At 67.8% G+C, this 20,756-nt stretch carries 14 protein-coding genes; 8 read left to right on the top strand and 6 right to left on the bottom strand.

The features are described 5' to 3' along the window. On the bottom strand, positions 1-1,623 hold a 1,623-nt coding region (locus tag Q664_RS18210), incomplete at its 3' end, for a hypothetical protein (protein ID WP_152622181.1). A gap of 439 nt (positions 1,624-2,062) precedes the next feature. On the opposite strand from Q664_RS18210, the gene Q664_RS18215 reads away from it, so the two are divergent. Both Q664_RS18215 and Q664_RS18220 read left to right on the top strand, forming a co-directional pair. Continuing rightward, complete coding sequence (locus Q664_RS18215; RefSeq protein WP_043396846.1) at positions 2,063-3,166, top strand: hypothetical protein; 1,104 nt, start codon at positions 2,063-2,065, stop codon at positions 3,164-3,166. A gap of 18 nt (positions 3,167-3,184) precedes the next feature. Then, positions 3,185-4,516 (top strand): hypothetical protein, encoded by a 1,332-nt coding sequence (locus Q664_RS18220; protein ID WP_043396848.1) that lies wholly within the window; start codon positions 3,185-3,187, stop codon positions 4,514-4,516. A 64-nt stretch (positions 4,517-4,580) separates the two neighbouring features. Here Q664_RS18220 and Q664_RS18225 read toward each other — a convergent pair whose 3' ends face one another. Both Q664_RS18225 and Q664_RS56400 read right to left on the bottom strand, forming a co-directional pair. Continuing rightward, positions 4,581-5,420 (bottom strand): hypothetical protein, encoded by an 840-nt coding sequence (locus tag Q664_RS18225; protein ID WP_043396850.1) that lies wholly within the window; start codon positions 5,418-5,420, stop codon positions 4,581-4,583. Between the two features lie 274 nt (positions 5,421-5,694). Further along, complete coding sequence (locus tag Q664_RS56400; protein WP_235216755.1) at positions 5,695-6,003, bottom strand: serine hydrolase; 309 nt, start codon at positions 6,001-6,003, stop codon at positions 5,695-5,697. Positions 6,004-6,088: 85 nt separating this feature from the next. Here Q664_RS56400 and Q664_RS18235 point away from each other — a divergent pair, with 85 nt between their 5' ends. Genes Q664_RS18235 through Q664_RS18250 form a run of 4 tightly spaced genes read left to right on the top strand, consistent with a single transcriptional unit; the run spans position 6,089 to position 12,558 of the window. Next, positions 6,089-7,396 (top strand): hypothetical protein, encoded by a 1,308-nt coding sequence (locus Q664_RS18235; protein WP_043396854.1) that lies wholly within the window; start codon positions 6,089-6,091, stop codon positions 7,394-7,396. After that, entirely contained in the window at positions 7,393-11,355 is a 3,963-nt protein-coding gene (locus tag Q664_RS18240) for an RHS repeat-associated core domain-containing protein (protein ID WP_043396856.1), read from the top strand. The genes Q664_RS18235 and Q664_RS18240 overlap by 4 nt, the downstream gene beginning before the upstream one ends. Positions 11,356-11,404: 49 nt before the next feature. Beyond that, positions 11,405-11,809 carry a hypothetical protein gene (locus tag Q664_RS18245; RefSeq protein WP_043396858.1) on the top strand — a complete coding sequence of 135 codons (405 nt, stop codon included), beginning with the start codon at positions 11,405-11,407 and terminating at the stop codon, positions 11,807-11,809. 2 nt (positions 11,810-11,811) lie between these two features. Then, entirely contained in the window at positions 11,812-12,558 is a 747-nt protein-coding gene (locus tag Q664_RS18250; protein ID WP_152622183.1) for a hypothetical protein, read from the top strand. Between the two features lie 30 nt (positions 12,559-12,588). On the opposite strand, the gene Q664_RS18255 is transcribed toward Q664_RS18250, so the two are convergent. Then, positions 12,589-15,141 (bottom strand): patatin-like phospholipase family protein, encoded by a 2,553-nt coding sequence (locus Q664_RS18255; protein ID WP_043396863.1) that lies wholly within the window; start codon positions 15,139-15,141, stop codon positions 12,589-12,591. Between the two features lie 278 nt (positions 15,142-15,419). Between Q664_RS18255 and Q664_RS18260 the strand changes: the two genes are divergently transcribed. Next, positions 15,420-16,286, top strand: coding sequence for a hypothetical protein (locus Q664_RS18260; protein ID WP_043396864.1), 867 nt, complete (start codon positions 15,420-15,422; stop codon positions 16,284-16,286). Between the two features lie 46 nt (positions 16,287-16,332). Here the strand turns inward: Q664_RS18260 and Q664_RS18265 are convergent, their stop codons facing one another. Continuing rightward, positions 16,333-17,718 (bottom strand): Ig-like domain-containing protein, encoded by a 1,386-nt coding sequence (locus tag Q664_RS18265; RefSeq protein WP_235216756.1) that lies wholly within the window; start codon positions 17,716-17,718, stop codon positions 16,333-16,335. A gap of 324 nt (positions 17,719-18,042) precedes the next feature. After that, positions 18,043-20,046 (bottom strand): elongation factor G, encoded by a 2,004-nt coding sequence (locus Q664_RS18270; RefSeq protein ID WP_043396869.1) that lies wholly within the window; start codon positions 20,044-20,046, stop codon positions 18,043-18,045. A 267-nt stretch (positions 20,047-20,313) separates the two neighbouring features. Between Q664_RS18270 and Q664_RS18275 the strand changes: the two genes are divergently transcribed. After that, positions 20,314-20,733 (top strand): hypothetical protein, encoded by a 420-nt coding sequence (locus Q664_RS18275; protein WP_043396873.1) that lies wholly within the window; start codon positions 20,314-20,316, stop codon positions 20,731-20,733. Positions 20,734-20,756: the final 23 nt, after the last annotated feature.

Below are 20,756 nucleotides of genomic sequence, written 5' to 3' on the forward strand. Positions count from 1 at the left end.
GACACTGTCCTCCACCGAATACGTGGCATTGAACTGGAACTGGGTGAGTGAGAGCTTCAGCAGCTTGACCATCTCTGGCTTCGGCAGGGTGGTGTTGGCGGCGAGCAGGCCAACAGTGGTCGCGAACTGGTGGAACCAATCGCGGTAGGTGTCCCTGCGGAGCTTCTCGCGGAGGCTGTTGTACACCTCCGCCCTGTTCTCATGACGGATGGAGCGTTGCTGGAGATAGTCGAGCGCTGCATTGAGCAGTGCCAGCTGTTCCGGGTACTTCTTCAACAGGTATTGATAGTAGCCCGGCATCACCTTGTACACGGCGATGGATCTGGACGTGTCGGTCCTCATCCACTTCTGGTCTTGTAGATCCTCCAGCAGCTTCTCCAAGCTCTTGGGGTCGATCCTCGCCTCACGGCAGAACGACGTCAGCTCCTTCTTCGTTGATGTGGGCACCTCGAGCTCGGGCCAAAGCAGGGTGGCGATGACGGCCTCGCGGAGACAGGAGATGCCCGTGTCGAGCCGCCCCAGCTCTCCGACGAGCTGCCCGATGGCCCCCCGCCGCGTGGACAGGAGCTCGCTCTCGACATCGTTCGACTCCGTGGCCGCGGCCCATTGGCTGGCGATCCAACAGAGCGCATCGAGCAGGGGCCCGAGCCTCGAGACATCCGGCGAGGGCCCCGCCTCGGCCACGCACGCGGAGAGCGTGGAGAGCTCACGCGAGAGTGTCTTCACGATGGCGACCAGTGGAGTCCCATCACGCGCCTTGCTCTTGCTCGCGTCGAGCCCGGTCTTCTCCACCACGTCGAGAGCGCGCTCGAACGACTGGAATGCGTCACGAGCCGTGGCGAGGGTCCGCGACAGACCCGAGGCGTCCAGCAGGGACTCGAGCGTGGACTTCGCGTCCACGACGCGAAAAGACAGAGAGCCCGCGTTCATCCACTCCCGCACGCTGCCGATGCCCTCTTCCAGTGCCTCGTCATGCGAATAGATTTCCTTGACGACGACCTCTTGCCCCACCCGGCTGGCTTCGACCTTCGAGCCCTTCGCCTTGTGCAACCAGCGCTCACCATCCCAGGCCAGGGCCCGCCCCTGTGCGGTAATGGTCACCGGCTTGTTGCGCGCGGTGATGCGTTTCACCGTGATGTCCTGCTGCTCGAGGGCCCGGAGCAGGTCGCCAGCGAAGGCCGAGCTGCTCCGGCCCTTCAGACTCAGGGTCCCGAGCCCGGTCACGTTGGCTCTCTTCAAATAGACAGCCAGGTCCGTGGGCGTGAAGCCGCCAAAGACTCCGGGCCCGCCGAGCGCGACAAGGGTGAGCTTGTCCTCCGGTTGCAACTCGCGGAGTTGTTTGTACGAGATCCGGACGTACCCAGGCTTGTCGGCCAGGTTGCACGCGTTCTGCTCCACCACCGCATTCGAGCCCAACGAATAGACTGCCTTGCGATTCGAGCCGCTCGTCATGCCATCGCTGGCACTGACCTGGTAGTTGCCGAGGTTGCGCCACACGGGAGCCCACGGGGCGAGCCCGAGGGAGGCGAGGGCCGCGGCCAGGTGGCTCGCCTTCACGCCAGGGTCGAGCAGCTTTTGTTCCAGGTCGAGCGAGGAGATGACTTCCCGGAGCTTCGTATCCACCAGCGCTTGATCCCAGGCATCTTCTGGTGCTTCGGCCAGCCTCAGAATCGTTTTCTTCGCCAGATTCACACCTTCAATGAAGCCAGTCGGCATTGGGCACCTGCGTTGCGTTTTCAGGTCTCGGAGCGCGGAGCCCGACAGCTGGAGACGCCAGGGCGGGCCCGCACACGTCCAGGACGCCTCGCCGGGCCGGGTTGTGAAGGCCTCATGGACTCCATCGCCGCCAGCCCGAGGGTGAGCACCCACGGTGCCGGGCGGCTCTCCGAGTGGGATGGAGTGCTGCCCCTGGAGTTTCGAGGGCGTGCATCGAGGCTCCGGGCTACACGCGGCCGTCTCGCAAGGGCCTGGTCCCCTCCATGGGCTCCCGTTTTACTGGGATTGTCGGCTTGTCTCACTGATAGACCTTGTCTAGCATGTGCAGGACACAAGGGAGGTCGGAATGGCGGTCCAGGTACTCACCCATCCCTCGAGGTCGTTCGATCGCAATGGGCCATTCACCACGGTGGCTTCGGTGGCGAGCGCGGCCGCCCAGTTCCCGGCGGCGAATGATCCCATCTATGGCGCGGCGCGCACCTACTACAACGCGAACACGCAGGCGGTGAATACCATCCTCAAGGGGTGGATCGGCGGCGGCTACCTGGAGCTCGTTCCCAAGGTGGGCTCGATGGCGAAGAAGCTCCACACCCGCCAGTACGCCAACTACGGAGACCTGCTCAAGGCGGCGGTGTTCGAGCACCGGTCCCGCCCGAGCATCACCATCGAGAACCGCCTGGCCGCCGAGGCCAACAACAGCGCGGAGATCGAACAGGGCCTCGCGGGTGCCCTCCTGGCCATCTACAACCGGGTGATGGGACTGGGCACCTACCGGCGAACCCGCATCCTCAACGAGCTGCGCACCTTCTCCGGAGCGTACTGGATCTACTACCGGAGGACCCGCTTCGGCATCGGCATCGCCAGCTACATCCAGAATCCCAATCCCGCCTGGGTCACCACCAACATCGCCATCTATCACGATCTGATGGAGTACTTCCTCAGCAAGTACGAGCGCGATGGGACGCCTCGCAAGCACTTCCCCAAGAAGACGGCGGGCCAGGGGTTGATCCACGAGGAGGAGCAGTACGAGTTCGGCTCCTTCCAGTACACGGACCTCCGCGGCCAGGTCGTCACGGTGAACATCAAGCTGGGCGACGACTACCGCAACACCCTGTCCACTCCCAACGAGAGCGTCGAGGTCACCCAGAGCGCGCGCGACAAGGACATGCTGATGTGGGCCTCGCACTCGTGGACGACGCTGCGCCTGATGCAGCTCGTGAAGTGGGCCTCGGGCAACAACCTGGATCACTACGAGGCGGTGGCCTGGGCCCTCTTCGCCTTCTGGAACCGGACGATGCTGCAGGGGGTCCACCCCATCCACCGGTTCCACGAGGTGATGGATATCGCGAAGAACTTCGGCGTCTATTACCGGGAGTTCACCTACCCGGATCACGCCCCCGGCCACGATCCCGCCCGACCGTATTCCAACTGGTACAGCCGCTTCATGTGAGCCAGGAAAGGCCCCCCCATGTCACGGGTATTCACCATCTACAATCATGGAACGGACTTCCACCGTGACATGGACAAGCATGAGGTCGTCACCGAGCTCCACGATGCGGCGGCGGGGAGCGAGGCGCGCGTCGTGCAGGCGCAGCAGACGAACCATAACCCCTCCGGTTTCCGGCTGGAGGCCAAGGCTCCCACGTTCATGATCTGCGAGGGACCCGGCTCCGATGCCGTCACCGCCCAGGGGCCTCGGAAAGGGGTGCGCGGCATGGCCCATGCCCACCCCGGTGTCGAGAACCCCATCCTCAACACCTCCAAGGACTGGCGGGAGAATCCCTTCGCCCAGAAGCACGAGCTGTTGATGACTCCGCCCTCCCTCACCAATCCCCACACCGAGCTGGTGATGACGCGGTCGGAGATCCCCATGTCCTCCTTCCGCAAGGGCTTCGTGGGACATACCCCGAAGAACATCCAGACCACGGGGCGGGCCCTGGGCACGGGCTGGGACGACAACGTCTACCGCGCGTCCTGGATGCTCACGCACCTCCTGTTCGAGCGGAAGATGAAGATCGACACGGTCAACCTGATGGGGTGGAGCCGTGGCGCTGTCACCTGCATCAAGCAGGCGAACAAGCTCTACGAGATCTTCGGCATGAGCCTGAAGCTCAACATCTTCGCCATCGATCCCGTGCCAGGTGGATACACCACCATCACCGACGACATCCGCTTCATCCCCCCCAACGTGCAGGACATGCTGGTCATCCTCGCCGTGGATGACGACCGCTCCACCTTCCAGGCGCTCGACGCGCAGGATCTGCGCGTGCTCAGCCCGCCCACGGGGCAGGCCCCGGCCCCCCAGGTGCACTTCCTGCCGCTGCCGGGCAATCACTCGGACGTGGTCTTCACGACCAAGGGCAACGCGCCGCAGAGCGCGAGGTTGTGCGCGCACCTGGCGTACAAGTTCCTGCTGGCGCACGGGACGAAGTTCAGCCACCCGCCCAAGCATGGGAACCTGACGGTGCCGCAGATCCTCGATGCCTATGACACGCTCAGGGCGAACCGCACGACGATCAAGACGCAAGCGGCGGCCAAGGGCAACCCGCTCGTCAACGGCTTCCGCCGGCAGGAGCGGCGCGTCCGCAAGAGTCCCGGGGACTACGTCTCCAATCCCCATCGCTGGGTGAATGAACATCACCGGCTCTGCGCCCTGTCACCGAACCTCCAGGCCGTCGATCGCTCGGCGATCCAGGTCTCCCCGGGCGAGCCCTACAGCCCCTGGCAGGCCATGCTGCCCCAGATGGGCATCGCCTACGGCGATACGCACCCCCCGGCGCGAACGCTGGTCCGCCTCTGACGCCAGGCACTCGGAGCGGAAGAGGGGAGCGCGGGCTCCCACCTTCCGCTCCGGGAAGACAGGGTTACTTGCTGACGCCGATGGTCTGGTCGCCGATCCGCGCCGTGCCACCCGTGGCCTGGAAGAGGATCCGCTCGAAGCTCAGGTAGGGGTAGCTGCCCGAGGCACGAACCTCCTCGGTCAGGACGAGCTCGTCGGCCTCCACGGTGTTGCCGTCCGCGAGGATCACGGGACGGATCGTATCGCGGATGACCCAGCGGCACGCACCCAGGTGGGCCTGCTCGAGGTGCACGTTATGGAACCCGATGGGGCGAGGGCACCGGGTCTCGCAGTAGTTGCAGGAGTTGTACTGCATCTGGAAACAGTTATCGCGGCAGGCGTCGACCGACTGGTAGTAGGGGCGGCACGAGGGACCGTTTCCGCCCGGAACGGGGATGGCGATGGCGGCGGGCTGCCCGGTCAGGACGTTCCTGACCTCGGCCACCAACGCACCCTGGCGATAGGCCTGGACCATGTAGGTGGACTCCGCTCCCGCGCCGGTGAAGGTGGCGGAGATCTCCGTCGAGTCTCCCTTCCGGATGCTGGTGGTGGTGCTGATCGCGGCGCCGTCCGACACGGCCGTGAACGTGGTCTTCTGCTCGGGATCCTTGGAAGAGGTCTCGAACGCGGCCGTCCAATCCGTGGCCTGTCCCAGGGAGATGGAGGCACCGTCCTGGCCCGTCGTCCCGAGGTTGGTGAGCAGGACACTGGTCTCGTCGTACTGCTTCAGCTGGGCCTTGCCGATGGCGCAGGCGTTCAGCCCTTCCGTCTTCACGCACTGCTGCGCATGGCTCTGCGCGACGGGGAGGACCAGGGCCAGCAGGGCGGCCCAGTACGAGTTTCCGAGGCTTCGCAGCGAACGCATGAACATCTCCTTGTCCGTGACCAGGATGGGGGTTGGACGGAGCGGGAGCTCTTCAACTTCGGTGCCAGGGGGTGAGCGCCCTCATGGCATAGGGGCGCGCAGTCCGCTTCGTCCGGAAACCGTGGACTCGGGGACAACGGGGCCGGAGGGCCCGTGTTGCATGGCCGGCGACACCCGACGGGGAAACGCTGCTCGTCTTGGGGGGTCAACGAGGGTGAGTGCAAGGACCTGGCCATCCCGGGAGGGCGCGGAGCACCTCCGCCCGGTGGGGTCATCAGCGGTCACGCACCTTCGCCGTGCTCTTGCCCGTTCGTGGCGCCGGTGCGTCCGCTGCCGTGAGCCGTTGCGCGCGCACGAGCTCCGTGTGGTCGTCATGGAAATGCGTGTCCGTCATGCCGAGCGGCCGGAAGATCCGCTCGTCGGCGAACGACCGCGGCGGTTTGCCAGACACGCGTTTCACGATCACCGCCAGCAGCGTGTAGCCGGTGTTGTTGTAGAGGAACTCCGCTCCCGGCTCGAAGTTCAACACACTCGCGCTGGGCCACGCGCTGCTCCGCACTTCGTGCCCAGTCAGGGAGGACACGGCTGTTGTGACTGAAGCTCCCACTTCGGCATGCGCGGGCTCGAGGCCTTTCATGGGTGAAGTGTGCTACGCCTGCCAGCTGCCTATGGAACTGCCGAAGCTACGCAAGCCCGTTCTCGAGCGGCTCGAGCGCCTGCGCACCCAGTGGCGTACCTTCATCGCGCTGCCCGAGTCGCGCCTCCTGCACTGGGTATTCGCCAGCGATGAGTTGTCCATGCTGGAGACGCTCCTGACCGTCGAGGAGCATGGGAGCGGCACGGGACCCGACCTGTTCCTGCGCCTCACCTCGCCGCTGCGCTCCCCGGAGCACTACGACCATGCACTTGCCCAGGAGCTGCTCACCCGGCATGCGGCACTGCGCGAGCGCCTCGCGGCGGCCGGAGTGGAGTCCTCCTGGCAACCGCCTCGTGTGGCCCCGGAGGCCGCCCCCCTCTCCGTCATGGCACTCGCCGCGTCGATCCATCAGCACTACTCGCCACGCTTCCGTCACGTGGCGCTCGTGCTCATGCCCGAGTCGATGGCCTCCGAGAAAGCCTGGGCCCAGTGGGTGGAGCGTGCCGTCCGCGGGCCCTTCGCCGCTCCCGTGCGCTGGGTCTGCCCGGAGCCGGGCGAGCGGAGCGCGCTCGAGCAGGTCGCGCGTGGCACCCCCCGGCTCATCCACACCTGCGTGGCGGGGCTGGACATGGCCACCGCGCTCGAGGAGATCTCCGAGGCCGCCGGGGACCTGGACACGCCCGAGGGCCGCTTCCGCCACCTCTTCGTGCAGATGAGCCGCGCCCTGGGCGCTGGAGATCTGCGGCGGGCCGAGCAGTGCAGGACCGAGGCGGTGGAGATGGCGGGGGCGCGGGGGTGGAGGCACCTCCAGGTGGTCGCGTGGGTCGCACTCGGCTCGGGGCTGCTGTCCGCGGAGGGGCCCAAGGCGGCCCTCGCGGAGTACCGCCAGGCCGAGGCCGTCGCGCTCCTGGCCCAGGAGGAAGGGGATCCGAGCGGCGCCCGGCTCCTCTTGCAGTCACGCCTGGCGGTGGGTTCCGCCCTGGTCGCCTCCGCGGACTGGAAGAACGCCGCCTCTGTCTATGAACAGGTGGCCGCGTTGGCCGCCCAGATTGGCGATCCCCTCATGGAGTTGGAGGGTTGGCGGATGGCCGCCTGGTGCCACGAGCAGGCCCAGTCCTGGGAGGAGTCCTGGCACTGCGGCACGCGGGCGCTCGAGGCCGCCCAGCTCATGGACGCGCCCGCGCGCCAGAACTCCACCCTCGGTTACGCGGGAGCCGACCTGTTGCGGCTCACCGAGCAGGTCCACTTCAAGGACAAGCGCACGGAGCTCGAGCAACAGATGGAGCACCTGCTCGGCCCGGAGTGGCAACCCACTTCCCCTGGAGTTCCCCAGGCATGATGCCCGCGGCGAAGCACCTGGATCCGTTGCTGGGGATCGACATCCACCTCATCATCACCCCGCCCGGCGCGGTGGTCCCCATCCCGCACCCCTTCGTGGGCATCGTCTTCGATCCCATGGACTATGTGCCCATCCTGGGCACGACCGTCTTCGTCGGTGGATTGCCGCGGGCCCAGGCCGGAACGGGCGGTATCGCCCTGCCTCCGCATTTCCCCATTGGAGGGGTGTTCGCCAAGCCTCCCGCCAACGAGGCGGAGATCTTCATGGGCAGCTCCACGGTGCTGGTGGAGGACGAGCCCTTCAGCCATCTGGCCCTGCCGGTGCTCAGCTGCCAGGACATTGGCGTACCTCCCTTCCCGAGGCGCAGGAAGAAGAAGTCGATGGCCAGCCTGGTCCTGCCCACGACCCTGGTGCTCTCCATTCCCGTTCCCGTGGTCATTGGTGGCCCGCCCACGGTGTCGCTGATGGCGCTGGGAATGAGGGCGGGCATGGCCGTCCTGGGGGCGCTCGTCTCCAAGGTGCGCAAGGCCCGCGGCTCCCGCAAGGCGCAGAACGGTGTGCACTGCAATGGTGGCCACCCGGTGGATGTCATCACCGGGGCCAACTTCGATGACTTCCTGGACGCGCGCTCGCCCCCCCCGGGACTCTTCTGCTGGCGGCGCTACTACTCCACGGCGCGGGCGGACCTCTACGGCCCGCTCGGCTGGGGCTTCCGCCATGAGTACCAGCACACCCTGCACCTCTCGTCCCAGGTGTGGCGCTATGAGGACCCCACCGGGCGCGTCGTGGACTTCGAGCCGCTGGACGCCGAAACCCATGAGGCCTCGCTCCATGGCGTGGTGCTCCGGCGGACGGGCTCCCGGCAGTTCACCCTCCGCGAGGGCAATGGCCCGGTGCTCCACCTCGAAGCCCCGCCCGCCAGCCACGTCGCCACACTGCGCGCCGTGCAGTCCGGCTCGCAACGGCTCGAGTTGAGCTGGGATGAGGAGCGGCTGGTCCAGCTCGAAGAGGTGTCGCCCGCGGGCCGCGTCCGCTACCGGCTCAAATATGACGCCGCCGGCCTGCTCCTGGAGCTGCTCCGGATGGGCGGCCGCGAGCCCCAATGCCTCGCCCGTTATACCTATGACCGCCAGGGCCACCTCGTCACCTCCTGTGACGCGGAGGGCGGCGGCTACCAGTACGCGTATGACGGCGCGCACCGGTGGACCCGCATGCGCGACCCGAATGGCTACAGCTTCTGGTGGAAGTATGACCAGGAGGGCCGCTGCATCGAGACAGCCGGGCAGGATGGGCTGTGGTGGACGCGTCTGGAATATGACCCGGAGCGCTGGGAAACGCGCGTCACCGAGCGCTCCGGCGGGGTTCACGTCTTCCGCTACAACGAGGACCACACCCTGCTCGAGCTCGTCGATCCCTACGGGGGCGTGCTCAAGCGTGAGGTCGCCGAGGATGGACGGGTCCTGCGGGAGATCGACTCCGGGGGGCGCGTCACGCGGATGCTCTATGACGCGCAGGGGGCGCTGCTGGGGCAGTTGGATCCCTACCAGCGGGTGCTGCCTCCGGCGGAGGTCCAGCCCCAGCCCGAGCCTCTCGGGCGCACGCCGCTCCCCGAGACACCGCTCGGTTTGTTGCTGGGCAGCGACCGGGACGTGCCTCCCCAGGTCGCACGGGGAGGGCAACCCCCGCTCCTCTCGCGGGTTCCAGGGGAGTTGAAGTCCCCGCTGTCCACGCTGCTCCAGGTGTACCCGGGGGGCAGGAGCGCGGAGCCGGTGCGCACGTACGATGGTCTGGGCCGGGTGGTGTCCGAGGTGGACCCCGAAGGGCGCAACCACCGCTGGGTCCATGACCGGGCCGGGAACGAAGTGGGCTACCGGGACCCGGATGGCCGCATCTGGCAGCAACGCATTGGCCGCTGGAATCTCGTCACCGCGGTGGAGGATCCGCTGGGCGCCGTCACCCGGTATGGCTACTCCTCCACCGAGCAGGTGGCGCGTGTCGTGGACCCGGCGGGCACGCAGAGCGATTACGAGTATGACGAGAAGGATCGCCCGGTGAAGATCGCCCGCAACGGGCGGCTGCACGAGCAGTACACCTGGGACATGGGCGATCGGCTGCTCCAGAAGCAGGACGCGCTGGGGCGTGTGCTGCTGCGCATGGAGTACGAGGACGGAGAGCGGGTGGAGACCCGCCACCTCGGCTCCGGCGGGGTCCACCTGCTCGAGCATGATGATCAGGGCCGCGTCATCCGTGCCTCCACCGGGGACCACGAGGTGGAACTGCGGCATGATCTCTTCGGGCAGCTCCGCGGTGATCTGCGGGACGGCCGGGGCATCCAACGCCGGTGGAGGGGCTCGCGCTGCGTCACCACCGTGCTCGGACGTTTCGCGTGGTCGCTGGAGGGCACGGCGGGAGACCCCTTGCGGCGGCTGGGTGATCCCACCGGCGGGGAGCACCTGTTCTGGTGGGACGAGCGCGGCCTGCTGCTGCGGGAGCATGCGCAGGGGTTGCGAGAGCTCACCCAGTACGATGGCGAGGGGCGGCTCCTGAGCCACCTCACCTGGAGGCAGGACTTCCAGGGGGTTCATCCTCCCCGGTGGACCCGTTACGCGTATACGTCCGATGGAGATCTGACCACCGTCTGGGAGGAGGATGGCCGGCAGACGCGCTACACCACGGATGCGGCCCACCGGCTCACGCGCGAGGAGGGGCCCCACGGCCGCTTCGACTACGTGTTGGATCCGGCGGGCAACCTGCTGGGCAAGCCCGGGCTCGAGAACACCGTGCTCGCCGAGGCCAACCGGCTGGCCCAGGCCAATGACGAGACGTTCGCTTATGACGTCCGCGCCCACCTGAGCGAGCGCCAGCGGCCCGATGGCTCCCGCACGCGCTACACCTACGACAGCGCGGACATGCTGGTGCGGGTGGAGGATGGGAAGGGCGAGCCCTGGACGGCCGGGTATGACGCACTGGGGCGCCGCATCCGCTGCGGACGGGGCACCTGGCAGCGGGAGTTCTTCTGGGATGGAGACCGCCTCGCGGCCGAGCTGTCACCCCAGGGAAGGCTCCGGCTCTATGTGTACGCGGGCCATGACGCGCTCGTGCCCGTGCTGTTCGTCGACTACCCCTCGGTGGATGCGGCCCCCGAGAGCGGCCAGGTCTTCGCCCTCATCGTGAACCAGGCCGGAGCCCCCCTCCGCGTCGAGGATGCCTCCGGGCGCACCGTCTGGCGCGCCTCCCGAATCGAGCCCTACGGCCACATCACCGTCGCACCGGACAGCCAGTTCGAGCTCAACCTCCGCCTGCCGGGCCAGTATTACGACGCGGACACGGGGCTGTTCTACAACCGCTACCGCTATTACGACCCGGTCCTCGGGCGCTACCTCCAGAGCGATCCGCTCGACCTGGAGGGTGGCACGAACCTGTATGCCTATGCGCCCAACCCGTTGGTGCAGTTCGACGTGCTGGGCCTCGCCCACTCCAAGAAGGGCAAGGCCAACAAGGTCAAGACCACGGCCATCAGCAAGCTGAGGGTCCTTTCCTACTCCAAGGCCCGGAACCTGGTCCGCAAGAACAAGTACAAGGGAATCGACTGCGACCACATCCCCTCCTCCGCGGCCTGCAAGAAAGCGGTCGAAAAACACCTGGGCAACCCGCTCACCAAGGCGGAGTACCGCAAGCTCCACAACTACATCACGGCCATGCACGAGTCGCGGAACATCCACCGCAGCTCCAGCCGCACGTATGGCGGAAGGAATAACCCGAAGCAGATCGCCAAGGATGCCCGGGATCTGGAAGTGGCTTCAAAGAAAGACATGAAGGCCCTCAAGGAATCACTCAAGAACGATGGGTGGTCCGACAAACAGATCAAGGAAGCCTTCGACGACATCCACCAGCGCAACAAAGACATCGGCCTGTATGATGATCTCGACAAGCTGTGCACGACGCTGGGATTCATCTAGCCTGAAGCCGCGGATGAGGTCGCGAACCGATTCACAGGAGGAGAGGCAAGTGGGAGAGCAGATGCTGGGAGGACTCGTCGGAAAGACCTATGACGCGCCCGAAGTGCAGGCCTTCGTGGCTCCGCTTGGCACGGTCGACGTCGACGAGGAGATCGGGGCTCCGGAATCCGTGTACTACACCTTCGAGAAGTCCGGAGTGACGGTGCTCACGGATGTCCGCTCGAAGCGGGTCACGCACATCATGCTGGAGGCGCCTCAGGGCAAGCGCGGGTACCGCGGCCCGATTCCCTTCGGATTGAGCTTCGATTCGAGCAGGGAGCAGATCCGGCAGGCACTCAAGCGTGAGCCGGATCGGACCAAGCCGTTCTTCGATGCGTGGGAGATGGGGGACTACGTCTTCCACGTGGCCTATAAGGCCGGTGCCATCAAGTCGATCACGTTCAAGGTGGACTGAGCATGGCCCGAATCGAGAGCCTCTGCATCGAACTAATCCTTCCCCGTACACCCTGGGAGTGGAAGGGTGCGTTGATCGATGCCTTCGAGCGGAACCCCACCTTCGCGCCGACCCACTGGGGTCAGAGCGCCCGGGTCCGGGAGCCGTACCAGCGCGACGCGCTAGAGCGTTTCTGCGACGAGGAGGGGAAACAGGAGGACCCGTCCCTGCCCACCCTGCGGCGGACGCAGCGCCCGCTATACACGGCGAACTGGAGCCTGGGTGACGGCCCGGGGTGGCTGGAGGTCGAGGCCCAGATGATGCTGGGGCCAGAGGAGGCCGCGCCCTACTTCGACTTCGCCAACCAGCTCGCCAGCGTGCTGCCGCTCGAATTCGGCCTGGTCGACATCGCCTTCGAGGGAGCCCCGCGAGCGCTGGCGATGAACCCCAGCGGCCAGCAGCACGTGGACGCCTATGTGGAGTGCGGGCCCACCACGCTCTTCACCCGGACGTACTTCGGCCCGCGGTTGATCAAGCTGATGGGGGGCCTGCCCATCCTGGAGGGGAGCGGAGGCGTGGTCCAGCGGCTCGCCAACGGCGTGGTGGCGTTGGATCTCGTGGCCAACCCCTGGCAGGTGGTGGAGGCGAAGGAGCTCAAGCAACACCAGCAGCAGGTGCTCGGAAAGCTGTTGCCGACGGACATCTTCATGCGCCCGGATGAGCTGTTCTCCGAGCCGGGCCCACGCTGGGTTCCTCCCCCGGCGCCCTGAAGACGGTCCTCCGTGTGCTGAGCGGGTCCGTTAGAACCGCCAGCCCGCGCCGAGCAGCAGTCCCATCGCCTCGAACTGCTGGGGCGCGTTGGGACTGGTGGTGGTGGGCACATACAACGGCGAGCTCGCACGGCCTCCGTCCAGATAGAGCCTCGGACGCAGGCTGATCTCCAGGTGCTCGGCGGCCACCAGCATCACCGAGCCCTCCAGTGCGAAACGCACCGCCACCCATTTGCTCGTCTCTGGAATGTACGAGGCCTCGGTGAGCAGGCCCAGGCCCGCCTCGAACCGGATGGGCGCCAGGCCGAAGCCGAACGCACCGCTGACGTAGGCCGCCGTGTCGAAATCCGGAGGACTCACCCCGTTGGAGAAGCGCACCGACTCTCCGTAGGACACCCGCATGCCCGTGCGCAGCCGCAGCTCCTTCTCCTTCCAGTGCATCAGCGACGGAGACACCGCGAGCTCCAGGCCACCCGAGGTGATGCCCACCAGCGAGTAGAACGGAACCGGCTGGTAGGCGATGGCGCTGTCCAGGGCGAGCTTGGTGGCCACCTGGAAGCCCAACTGCTGCGAGCCCGGCTGCTGGTGCGTCAGCTCGGTCACCGCGTCCCCGAAGACCTGACGGAACTTGCCCTGGAGCGCCGAGGCCGTCTGCCCCTTCAGCAACCCCGAGCGGAACACATAGCCCCGCGTCGCGAGCGCCTCCGTGAAGCGCTCGAAGTTGTTGCCCAGGGCCAGCGTCGGGTCCTTCCTCATCTTCCGCGAGACGGCCATGAGCGACAGGACATTCTGGCTCTCCTCCGTCTGGAGCTGGCCGCACGCGGGCAACGTGGCCGGCTCGTCGGCGACGGACTGCTCGAAGGCGAGGAAACACGCGAAGAGGGGAGAGTCCACCCCCACCGTCGTGGGCGGTGCCTCGGGGTTCGCGTGGGCCAGCTCCTCGAAGAGGATGCGGGTGTCCGACTCCTTCGACACGAAGTGCCACGCGTCCACCATGCCCCGGTGGAAGTCGAAGGTGCGGAAGTCCTCGTCCAGGAAGGCGCTCATGGCCAGCAGGTACTCACCCGCCAGCGGCGCATGGCGGACCGGCACGTCGATGCGCTCGCGCACCTCCGGCTCCGTCTCCAGCGTGTCCATGAGCTGGGCGCTCATCGCCGTGCCGGCGAAGCCCGCCAGCAACTGCTCGTAGGTGGCCAGCAGCCCGGGGCCCGCGAAGGGCTGGGTCTGCTCGGGCGCCCACTTCCAATCCACGGCGTTGGGATCGAAATAGAGGAAGCGGTGGCTGCCGCGCAGCGGAGCCGCCTCCCACTGGGACATCCGCAGCGCCAGATCCAACGGGTTGTTGTTGTAGATGCCGCCATCGGCGAACCGGGCCGTGCTGTCCTCCACCCACTGGCCCGTCCGGGTGTCGAAGTAGCGGTGGGCGATGACGCGCGGCTCGAAGGCCGTGGGGAATGCTCCCGAGGCGGCCACCATGTTGAAGACGTTGTCCAGGGGGATGGGCCCACCCTCGGGCTGGGCCAGCCGGGGATAGAAGGTGGGGCCGGGCGGCGGCTGCCCATCACACCCCGGGAAGGGGCAGAACTCGGGCGCACGCCGGGTGTCCCCCTGGGCGGTGAGCAGGAACTTCTCCGTGAAACGCGCCAGACGGAGCTGCTCTCCCGAGCGGCTGCGGATGTTGCCGGCCTGGGCCAGGTCGATCTCCCGGCTCTGGAGGCGGGTGGTCGTCGCGCCCAGGGAGAACCGGCACTGCTGCCAGCCGCTGGGATCCAGGCTCTTGAGCCGTTCGATGGCCTCCATGACGGGCTTGGACGAGAAGGTATGGTCCGTGCCCACGCTGCCCGGCTGCAGCAGCGTCTCCAGGGCGAGCGTGTTCCACGTCTGGAAGAAGAGGCTCTTGCTGGGGTTCCGCTCCGGCGCGCGGCAACCCGCGTACGCCGAGAGCAGGGCATTCACCGAGCCCGCCGACGCACCGGTGACGATGGTGAAGCCGCTGGGAACCTCATCCGGCAGCTCGATGCCGAGCGAGCGCAGCGAGTCCCGGTTCGCGGGGGGAATCGCGCGCAGCACGCTGGCCCGGTCGTGGAGGAACAGGGTGTAGTAGTAGAGGAAGCCGGCCTGGTACGAGCCCAGGCTCACGCCGCCGGAGACGACGAGCGCGGGGGGCGCACCGACCCGCTGGCCGAACCGGTGGAGCCCCTGGCGCAGCTGCTCGTTCAGGAGCCGGACCATTCCGGGCCCCTGCTTCGGGAGCGCCTCCGGCGAGGGCCGCTCGAGCGTCTGGAGCGTTCCGAGGAGCTCCTCGAAGAGGTGCGGGTTCTCGCGGATGAAGTCCGGGAACTCGGAGCGCAGCGCCCGGGCCTCCGTGGCGAGCGCGTCCCCTCGGAGCGAGGGGGCCAGGAGTCCCTCCATCCGGGCCCCGTGGTTCTCGATGGCCTGGTGGGCTGTCTTCAGCTCCGCTTCCAGGTGGGTGGCGATCCGCGAAGGATCGAGAGGCGCCTGCGGGGCGGGTGGCGCCGCGAGCGCTGGGTAGACGGTGAGCAGCGCCACGGCGCAGCTCAACCGATAGATGATGGAATTCATGTGCCCCCTGAGTGTGCGGTGGACCTCGGTCCACCTCGGGCACATCCTAGCAGCGAGGGCCCATCGGAGGCCGCCCGGCCGGGGGGCATGCAGGCTCCAATCCCTGACGCGATGCGGCTCACCGGCGGCTCCACCGCGGAGGAGCCGGTTCAGTGGTAGTTTCGCGGGCGCAGCCGTTTCGTCGCGGGCGTGCCCTTCAACACCTATAACGACGTCGATTGCGATCTGTGATGCGTCAGTGAACGGGGCCGCGCCCGTCCGGCGGCCAGGGGGAGGGTATGACACAGCGGCCATCACCGTCCGGGAACCTGCCCACGGCTCGTGAGCTGGAGGTGTACGCCGCGGGGGCGCCCTCCGGGCCGAGGCTGTTGCTGCCCGCCGGAAGCGAGGCCCTGGCCATGCTCGTGCGCCGGGGCTTCCAGCCCACCGTGGCCCCGTTGGACCTGCCCTTTCCGGCGGACCTCGAGAGCGAGGCGGCCGAGAAGCTGGCGGAACAGCTCGGCCACTACTCCTTCCGCCTCTTCCTCCGGGGCGCCATCCTGCGGCACGGCAGCTTCTCGCCCACCGAGGCCACGCGCTACGTGGGGGCCGCGCAGGCGGCGAAGACGGCCGAGACGCTGGTGGAGCTCGGGCTCGCCGAGCGCGAGGACGGCGGGCGCTACCGCCTGCGCTACCCGGCCCACAACTTCGGCGGCACGCTGGAGTGGTACGTGGCGCGCGAGCTGCGCGGGCGGCTCGGCTTCGACGTGGCCGTGGGGGTGAAGTTCCACGCGCCCGAGGTGGGCGGGGACCTGGACGTGGTGGCCGCGGCGGAGGGCCGGCTCCTCTACCTGGAGATGAAGTCCTCGCCGCCCAAGCACCTGGCGTCCGACGAGGTGGGCGCCTTCTTCCGGCGCGTGCGCGCGCTGCGCCCCCACCTGGCCATCTTCGTCATGGACACCGCGCTGCGCCTGTCCGACAAGGTGCTGCCCCTGCTCCAGGCCGAGCTGAGCACCCAGCCGCCCCCACCGCCCCGGCGCGTGGTGCGCGAGGTGTGGGCCCTCACCCCGCACCTCTATGTCGTCAACGCGCGGCAGGATTTGATGGGCAACATCGCCACCGCCATCGCCGAGGGGCTGCGGGCGCTGTCGCCACCCGCCCCCTGAAGAGACCTCGTCTCTCCCCAGGGGAATCACGCCCACCCGGGTGGCGCTACCGCGCCGGCATGAGGGCCATGCTCCATCCGTTGCCACCGCTCGAGGTCACGTCCCGGATACCGCTGCCGTCGGCCAGCCTGGCGGTCCGAATCATTCCAGCCATCGGATCGGACCAGTACAGGTCCCCCTTCGCGACATCGATGGCGATTCCCTGCACCGAGCCCTGGCCGGTCACGACTGTCGTGCGGTTGGAGCCGTCCAGGTTGGCGACATAGATGTGGGCGCCGCGGGTCGAGTAGTACACCTTGCCGCCGCTCGAATCGACCGCCACGCCCACGCCCTGGCCGCCCGGACTCGCATCGATCGTCTCCAGATTGGAGCCATCGAGATCGAACCGCAGGAGTTGGGTGGAGTTGTAGGTGATGAGATAGACCTTGCCATTGGGCTCATCGATCGCGAGGCCGGAAGGGCTGTTGATGCCGCCGAGCACCAGTGTGGGATTACTGCCGTCCAGTTCGGCGACCATGACGCGGTTTCCGTTGAAATCGGACCAGTACACCTTGCGGCGGGTCGAATCGACGGCGAGCCCATAGGGGGCGCCGCCGTTGGCCACGATATCGACCGGGTTCGCGCCATCGCTGTCCGCCCGGACGACGGCGCTGCCGCGGTTGTAGAAGAGGGCCTGGGTGACCGGGTCGATGGCGATGGCGAAGGCCCCGCTGATACCGCTCCGGAGCTCGCTCGGGTTGCTGCCGTCCACGGCCACCCGCCGCAGCGACCCGCCGGTCGTCATCCAGAAGAGGCGCGAGAGCTCGGTGACGTCGACCATGAAGGTGGTGCTGGCGGTGGCGGAGCCGTCGCTCACCGACAGGGTGATGGTGGTGGTGCCGCTGGCTCCGGCGGCGGGAATCACGTCGAGGGTCCGGTTGGCGCCGGAGCCTCCGAGGACGAGGTTCGCGGGGTCATTGGGCACCAGGGCGGTGTTGGACGAGGTGGCGGTGACCGTGAGGCTGTCGGCGGCGCTATCCGCATCGCCCACGGTGAAGGCCAGTGCGCCCGTCGAGCCGCCCGCGGGGATGCTCTGGTGGGCCACCGGGGAGATGGTGGGCGCGTCGTTCCCGGGCGTGATGATGATGGCCACCGTGGCCTGGGCGCTCCGGTCCTGGTCGTCCGTGGCACGGAAGACGAACTCGTCCCTGCCGCTGAATCCGGCTCCTGGCATGTAGGTGACGACGCCATCGGCGCTGATTTCTCCCAGCGTGCCGTGGTCCGGCGCGTCGATGATGCTGTACGAGAGCCCCGGGTTGCAGCAGGCCGGCAGGTGCACCTCCAGCCGCGTGTCCTCCGCCGTCTGGAGCGTGGTGCTCTGGGCCACCGGAGGATCATCGGCCGGCGCGCCGTTCCTACAAGCGGAGAGGGCGCTGACAGTCAATGCCAGCACGCATCCGGTACGCCATGAGATGACTGGAACCGCGCTCCACCTCGAAACCCAACTGGACATGAATACTCCGCGTGTCCCGCCCGACATGGGGGGGATATGCCGAAGTACTCGCTCTCCGACGAACCAAGGGTGTTGTCAACCCGCGGCGACCATTTCTCCCTGAACCTCATTCTCTCAGCGGATGTGGTGCCGAGGCGGGCGGCCCGGCTTCGACATGGCCGTGGGGGTGGGCAACCTCGCCACCGCCATCGCCGAGGGGCCGCGGGCGCTCTCGCCACCCGCGCCCTGACCCTCACCCCCGCCCTCTCCCAGAGGGAGAGGGAGTCATCGCTCCGCCGCGGCCTGCTGCTGGTGGCTCACCACACGCTCGGCCTGCTTGCCCACCAGCTCCGAGTAGTGGTCATGCTTCGTGACGAAGCTGCCCAGGCCGGAGGAGGCCGAGCGCAGCTCCACGATGAAGCCCTGCATCTCCGCCTGCGGCACATAGGCGGTGAGCACCTCCCAGCCCGGTATCTCCGGGTGCGTGTCGAAGCCGAGAATCTGTCCCCGGCGGCTGGTGACGAGCCGCTGGGCCCGGGGAATGGCCTCGTTGGGCACGTGGATGTCCACCTGGAGGATGGGCTCGAGCAGCACCGGCTCCAGCTTGGGGAGGACCTCCACCAGGGCCAGGCGCCCGGTGGTGCGGAAGGCTTGATCCGAGCTGTCCACCGAGTGGTAGGTGCCGCCGGTGAGGGTGACCTCCACGTCCACCACGGGGAAGCCGAGTGGCCCGCGCTTCAGGCCGTCCTTCACGCCTTCCTCCACCGCGGGGATGTACTGCTTGGGGACGGCGCCACCCACCACCGCCGAGACGAAGCGGAAGCCCTCTCCGTGCGGCAGCGGCTTCACGTCCACCACGACGTCGCCGAACTGCCCGTGCCCGCCGGATTGCCGCTTGAATCGCGCATGGTGCGAGCCCGTCTTGCGGATCGTCTCCCGGTAGGGGATGGGCAGCTGCCGGGTCACCACGGGGACACGCATGCGCGTGCGCAGGTGCTCGAGGGCCTGGCGCAGGTGCAGCTCGCCCTGTCCGCCGAGCAGGAGCATTTGCGTGTCCGCTTCCTGATCCACCGACAGGGAGGAGTCCTCCTCCACCAGCCGCGCCAGGGCGCTCGTCAGTTTCACGTCATCCGTGCGTTTCTCGGCGACGATGGCGAGCTGGTGCACCGGCGGCGGCGCCAGGGGCCAGTCCTTCGGCGTGAGTGTGCCCTGGGCGTCGGCGATGTCTCCGGTGCGCAACCCGTCCACGCGGGACACGGTCACCACCTCGCCCTCGCGGGCCGTGCCGGCGGACGTCTGTTTCGTCCCCTGCACCCGCTGCACGCCGCCCACCCGGCTGTTGGCCAGCGTGTCTCCTTCTCGCAGCCCGCCGCGCCAGACACGCACCATGGACAGCTTGCCCACGTGCGGCTGGTGCTGCGTCTTGAAGGACTGCACCAGCACGGGCATCTCGCTGGGAAGGCCCAGGCGCTCACGCGTCTCGTCCACCGTGGGCGCCTCGTGCCGCAGGCCCTTGAGCAGCCGCTCCAGGCCCAGGCCCTGCTCCGCCGAGCCCAGGAAGACGGGCACCAGCCGGTCCTCGCGCAGCGCCCGCTCCAACTGCTCGTAGAGGGCCTGGGGCGGGGGAATCACGTCCTCGAGGAGCTGGGCGAGCAGCGTGTCATCCAGGTCCGCCAGCCGCTCGATGAGCTCGCGCCGCGCCGTCTCCTCGCGCGGCTTGTCCGAGTCCGGAAGGGAGATGAGCGCGGGCCTCCCCTCCTTGCCCTGGCCCCAGGCGCGCTCGCTCACCAGGTCCACCACGCCCACCAGGTGCCCGCCCTGGCGCAGCGGTATCTCCCGCATCACCAGCGGCCGGGAAGAGACGGCCTGGAGCGCCTCGAGCACCTCGCGCACCGGCGAGCCGCCATCCTCGAGCACGTTGAGGAAGAGCAGGTGGGGGATGCGCCGCGCATCCAGGAAGGTGAGGAGGGGAGCGAGGGCCGCGGCGCGCTCGGGCGAGGCGTCGCACACCACCACGGCCGCGTCGCTCACCATGAGGGCCTGGCGTGCGTCCTGGGTGAACTCGGGAGCGCCCGGGGTGTCGATGAAGGTCCACTCCTCCCCGAGGAAGCGCGTGTGGGCCACGGACAGCTCGAGCGTCATGCTCCGTCCGGTGGCCGCACCGCCACCTCCCGACGTGCGTAACTCTTCGGCTCCCGTGGAGCGCAACAGCGACTCGAACAGGGTCGTCTTTCCCACGCCCTGGGGTCCTACGAGGGTGACGACTCTCGGCGACGCGGGATGTTTCATCACCTGGCCCTCCTGCAGGCACGTGTGCTCTGCGGGACAAGGTGGGTTCCTCCTCCACGCACGGGAAGCGCCGTCCTCGGCGTGGGCGAGGGCCTTCCTCCATGCTCGCCCGTGACGTCCGCTGCGCGACGCCGGTCTCGTCCTCGCGGGAGTGACGGGCGGGCGCGGGCCTGGAGTTGATGGGGCTCCCTGGGGTCACCGGGCGCCGTGTTACGCTGTGGCACGTGAGGGCCAGTCCGTCAGGCTCTCTTCCGGAGTGGAGATTCGATGATGCGCAAGCTTCTTCTGCCGCTCGTCCTGCTGTTGCCAGCGTGCTCGCTCCTCCCCTGGTTCAAGCACCCGCGCCATGCGCCACCGGAGGAAGCGGCGCGCGTCCAGTTTCCCCTGGAGCTACCGAAGGAGACCCGGACGACCATCTCAGGGGCCGTGGCCACCGCCATGCAACTCGCCATGGACGACTTCCTTCCCCTGGACGTGAAGCCCCACCGAGGGGCCACTCCGGAGGAAGTGTGTCTCTACCAGCGCGAGTCGTATGAAGTGATTGCTTCCCCTGGACCGGAGGGCGCGATGTTCGTCCGAATCACGCTGCTCCCCAAGGTCTGCGAAAAGGAGGGGCCTCTTCTGGATGTGGAAGCCACCTATGCCATCGATGTGGCCGGCCGTCGCATCCTCGCTGTCCAGCGGTGACCTGGTCAGGAGGTTGCCGGCAG

Origin of the sequence: Archangium violaceum Cb vi76, from assembly GCF_000733295.1 — a bacterium.
GTDB lineage: Bacteria > Myxococcota > Myxococcia > Myxococcales > Myxococcaceae > Archangium > Archangium violaceum.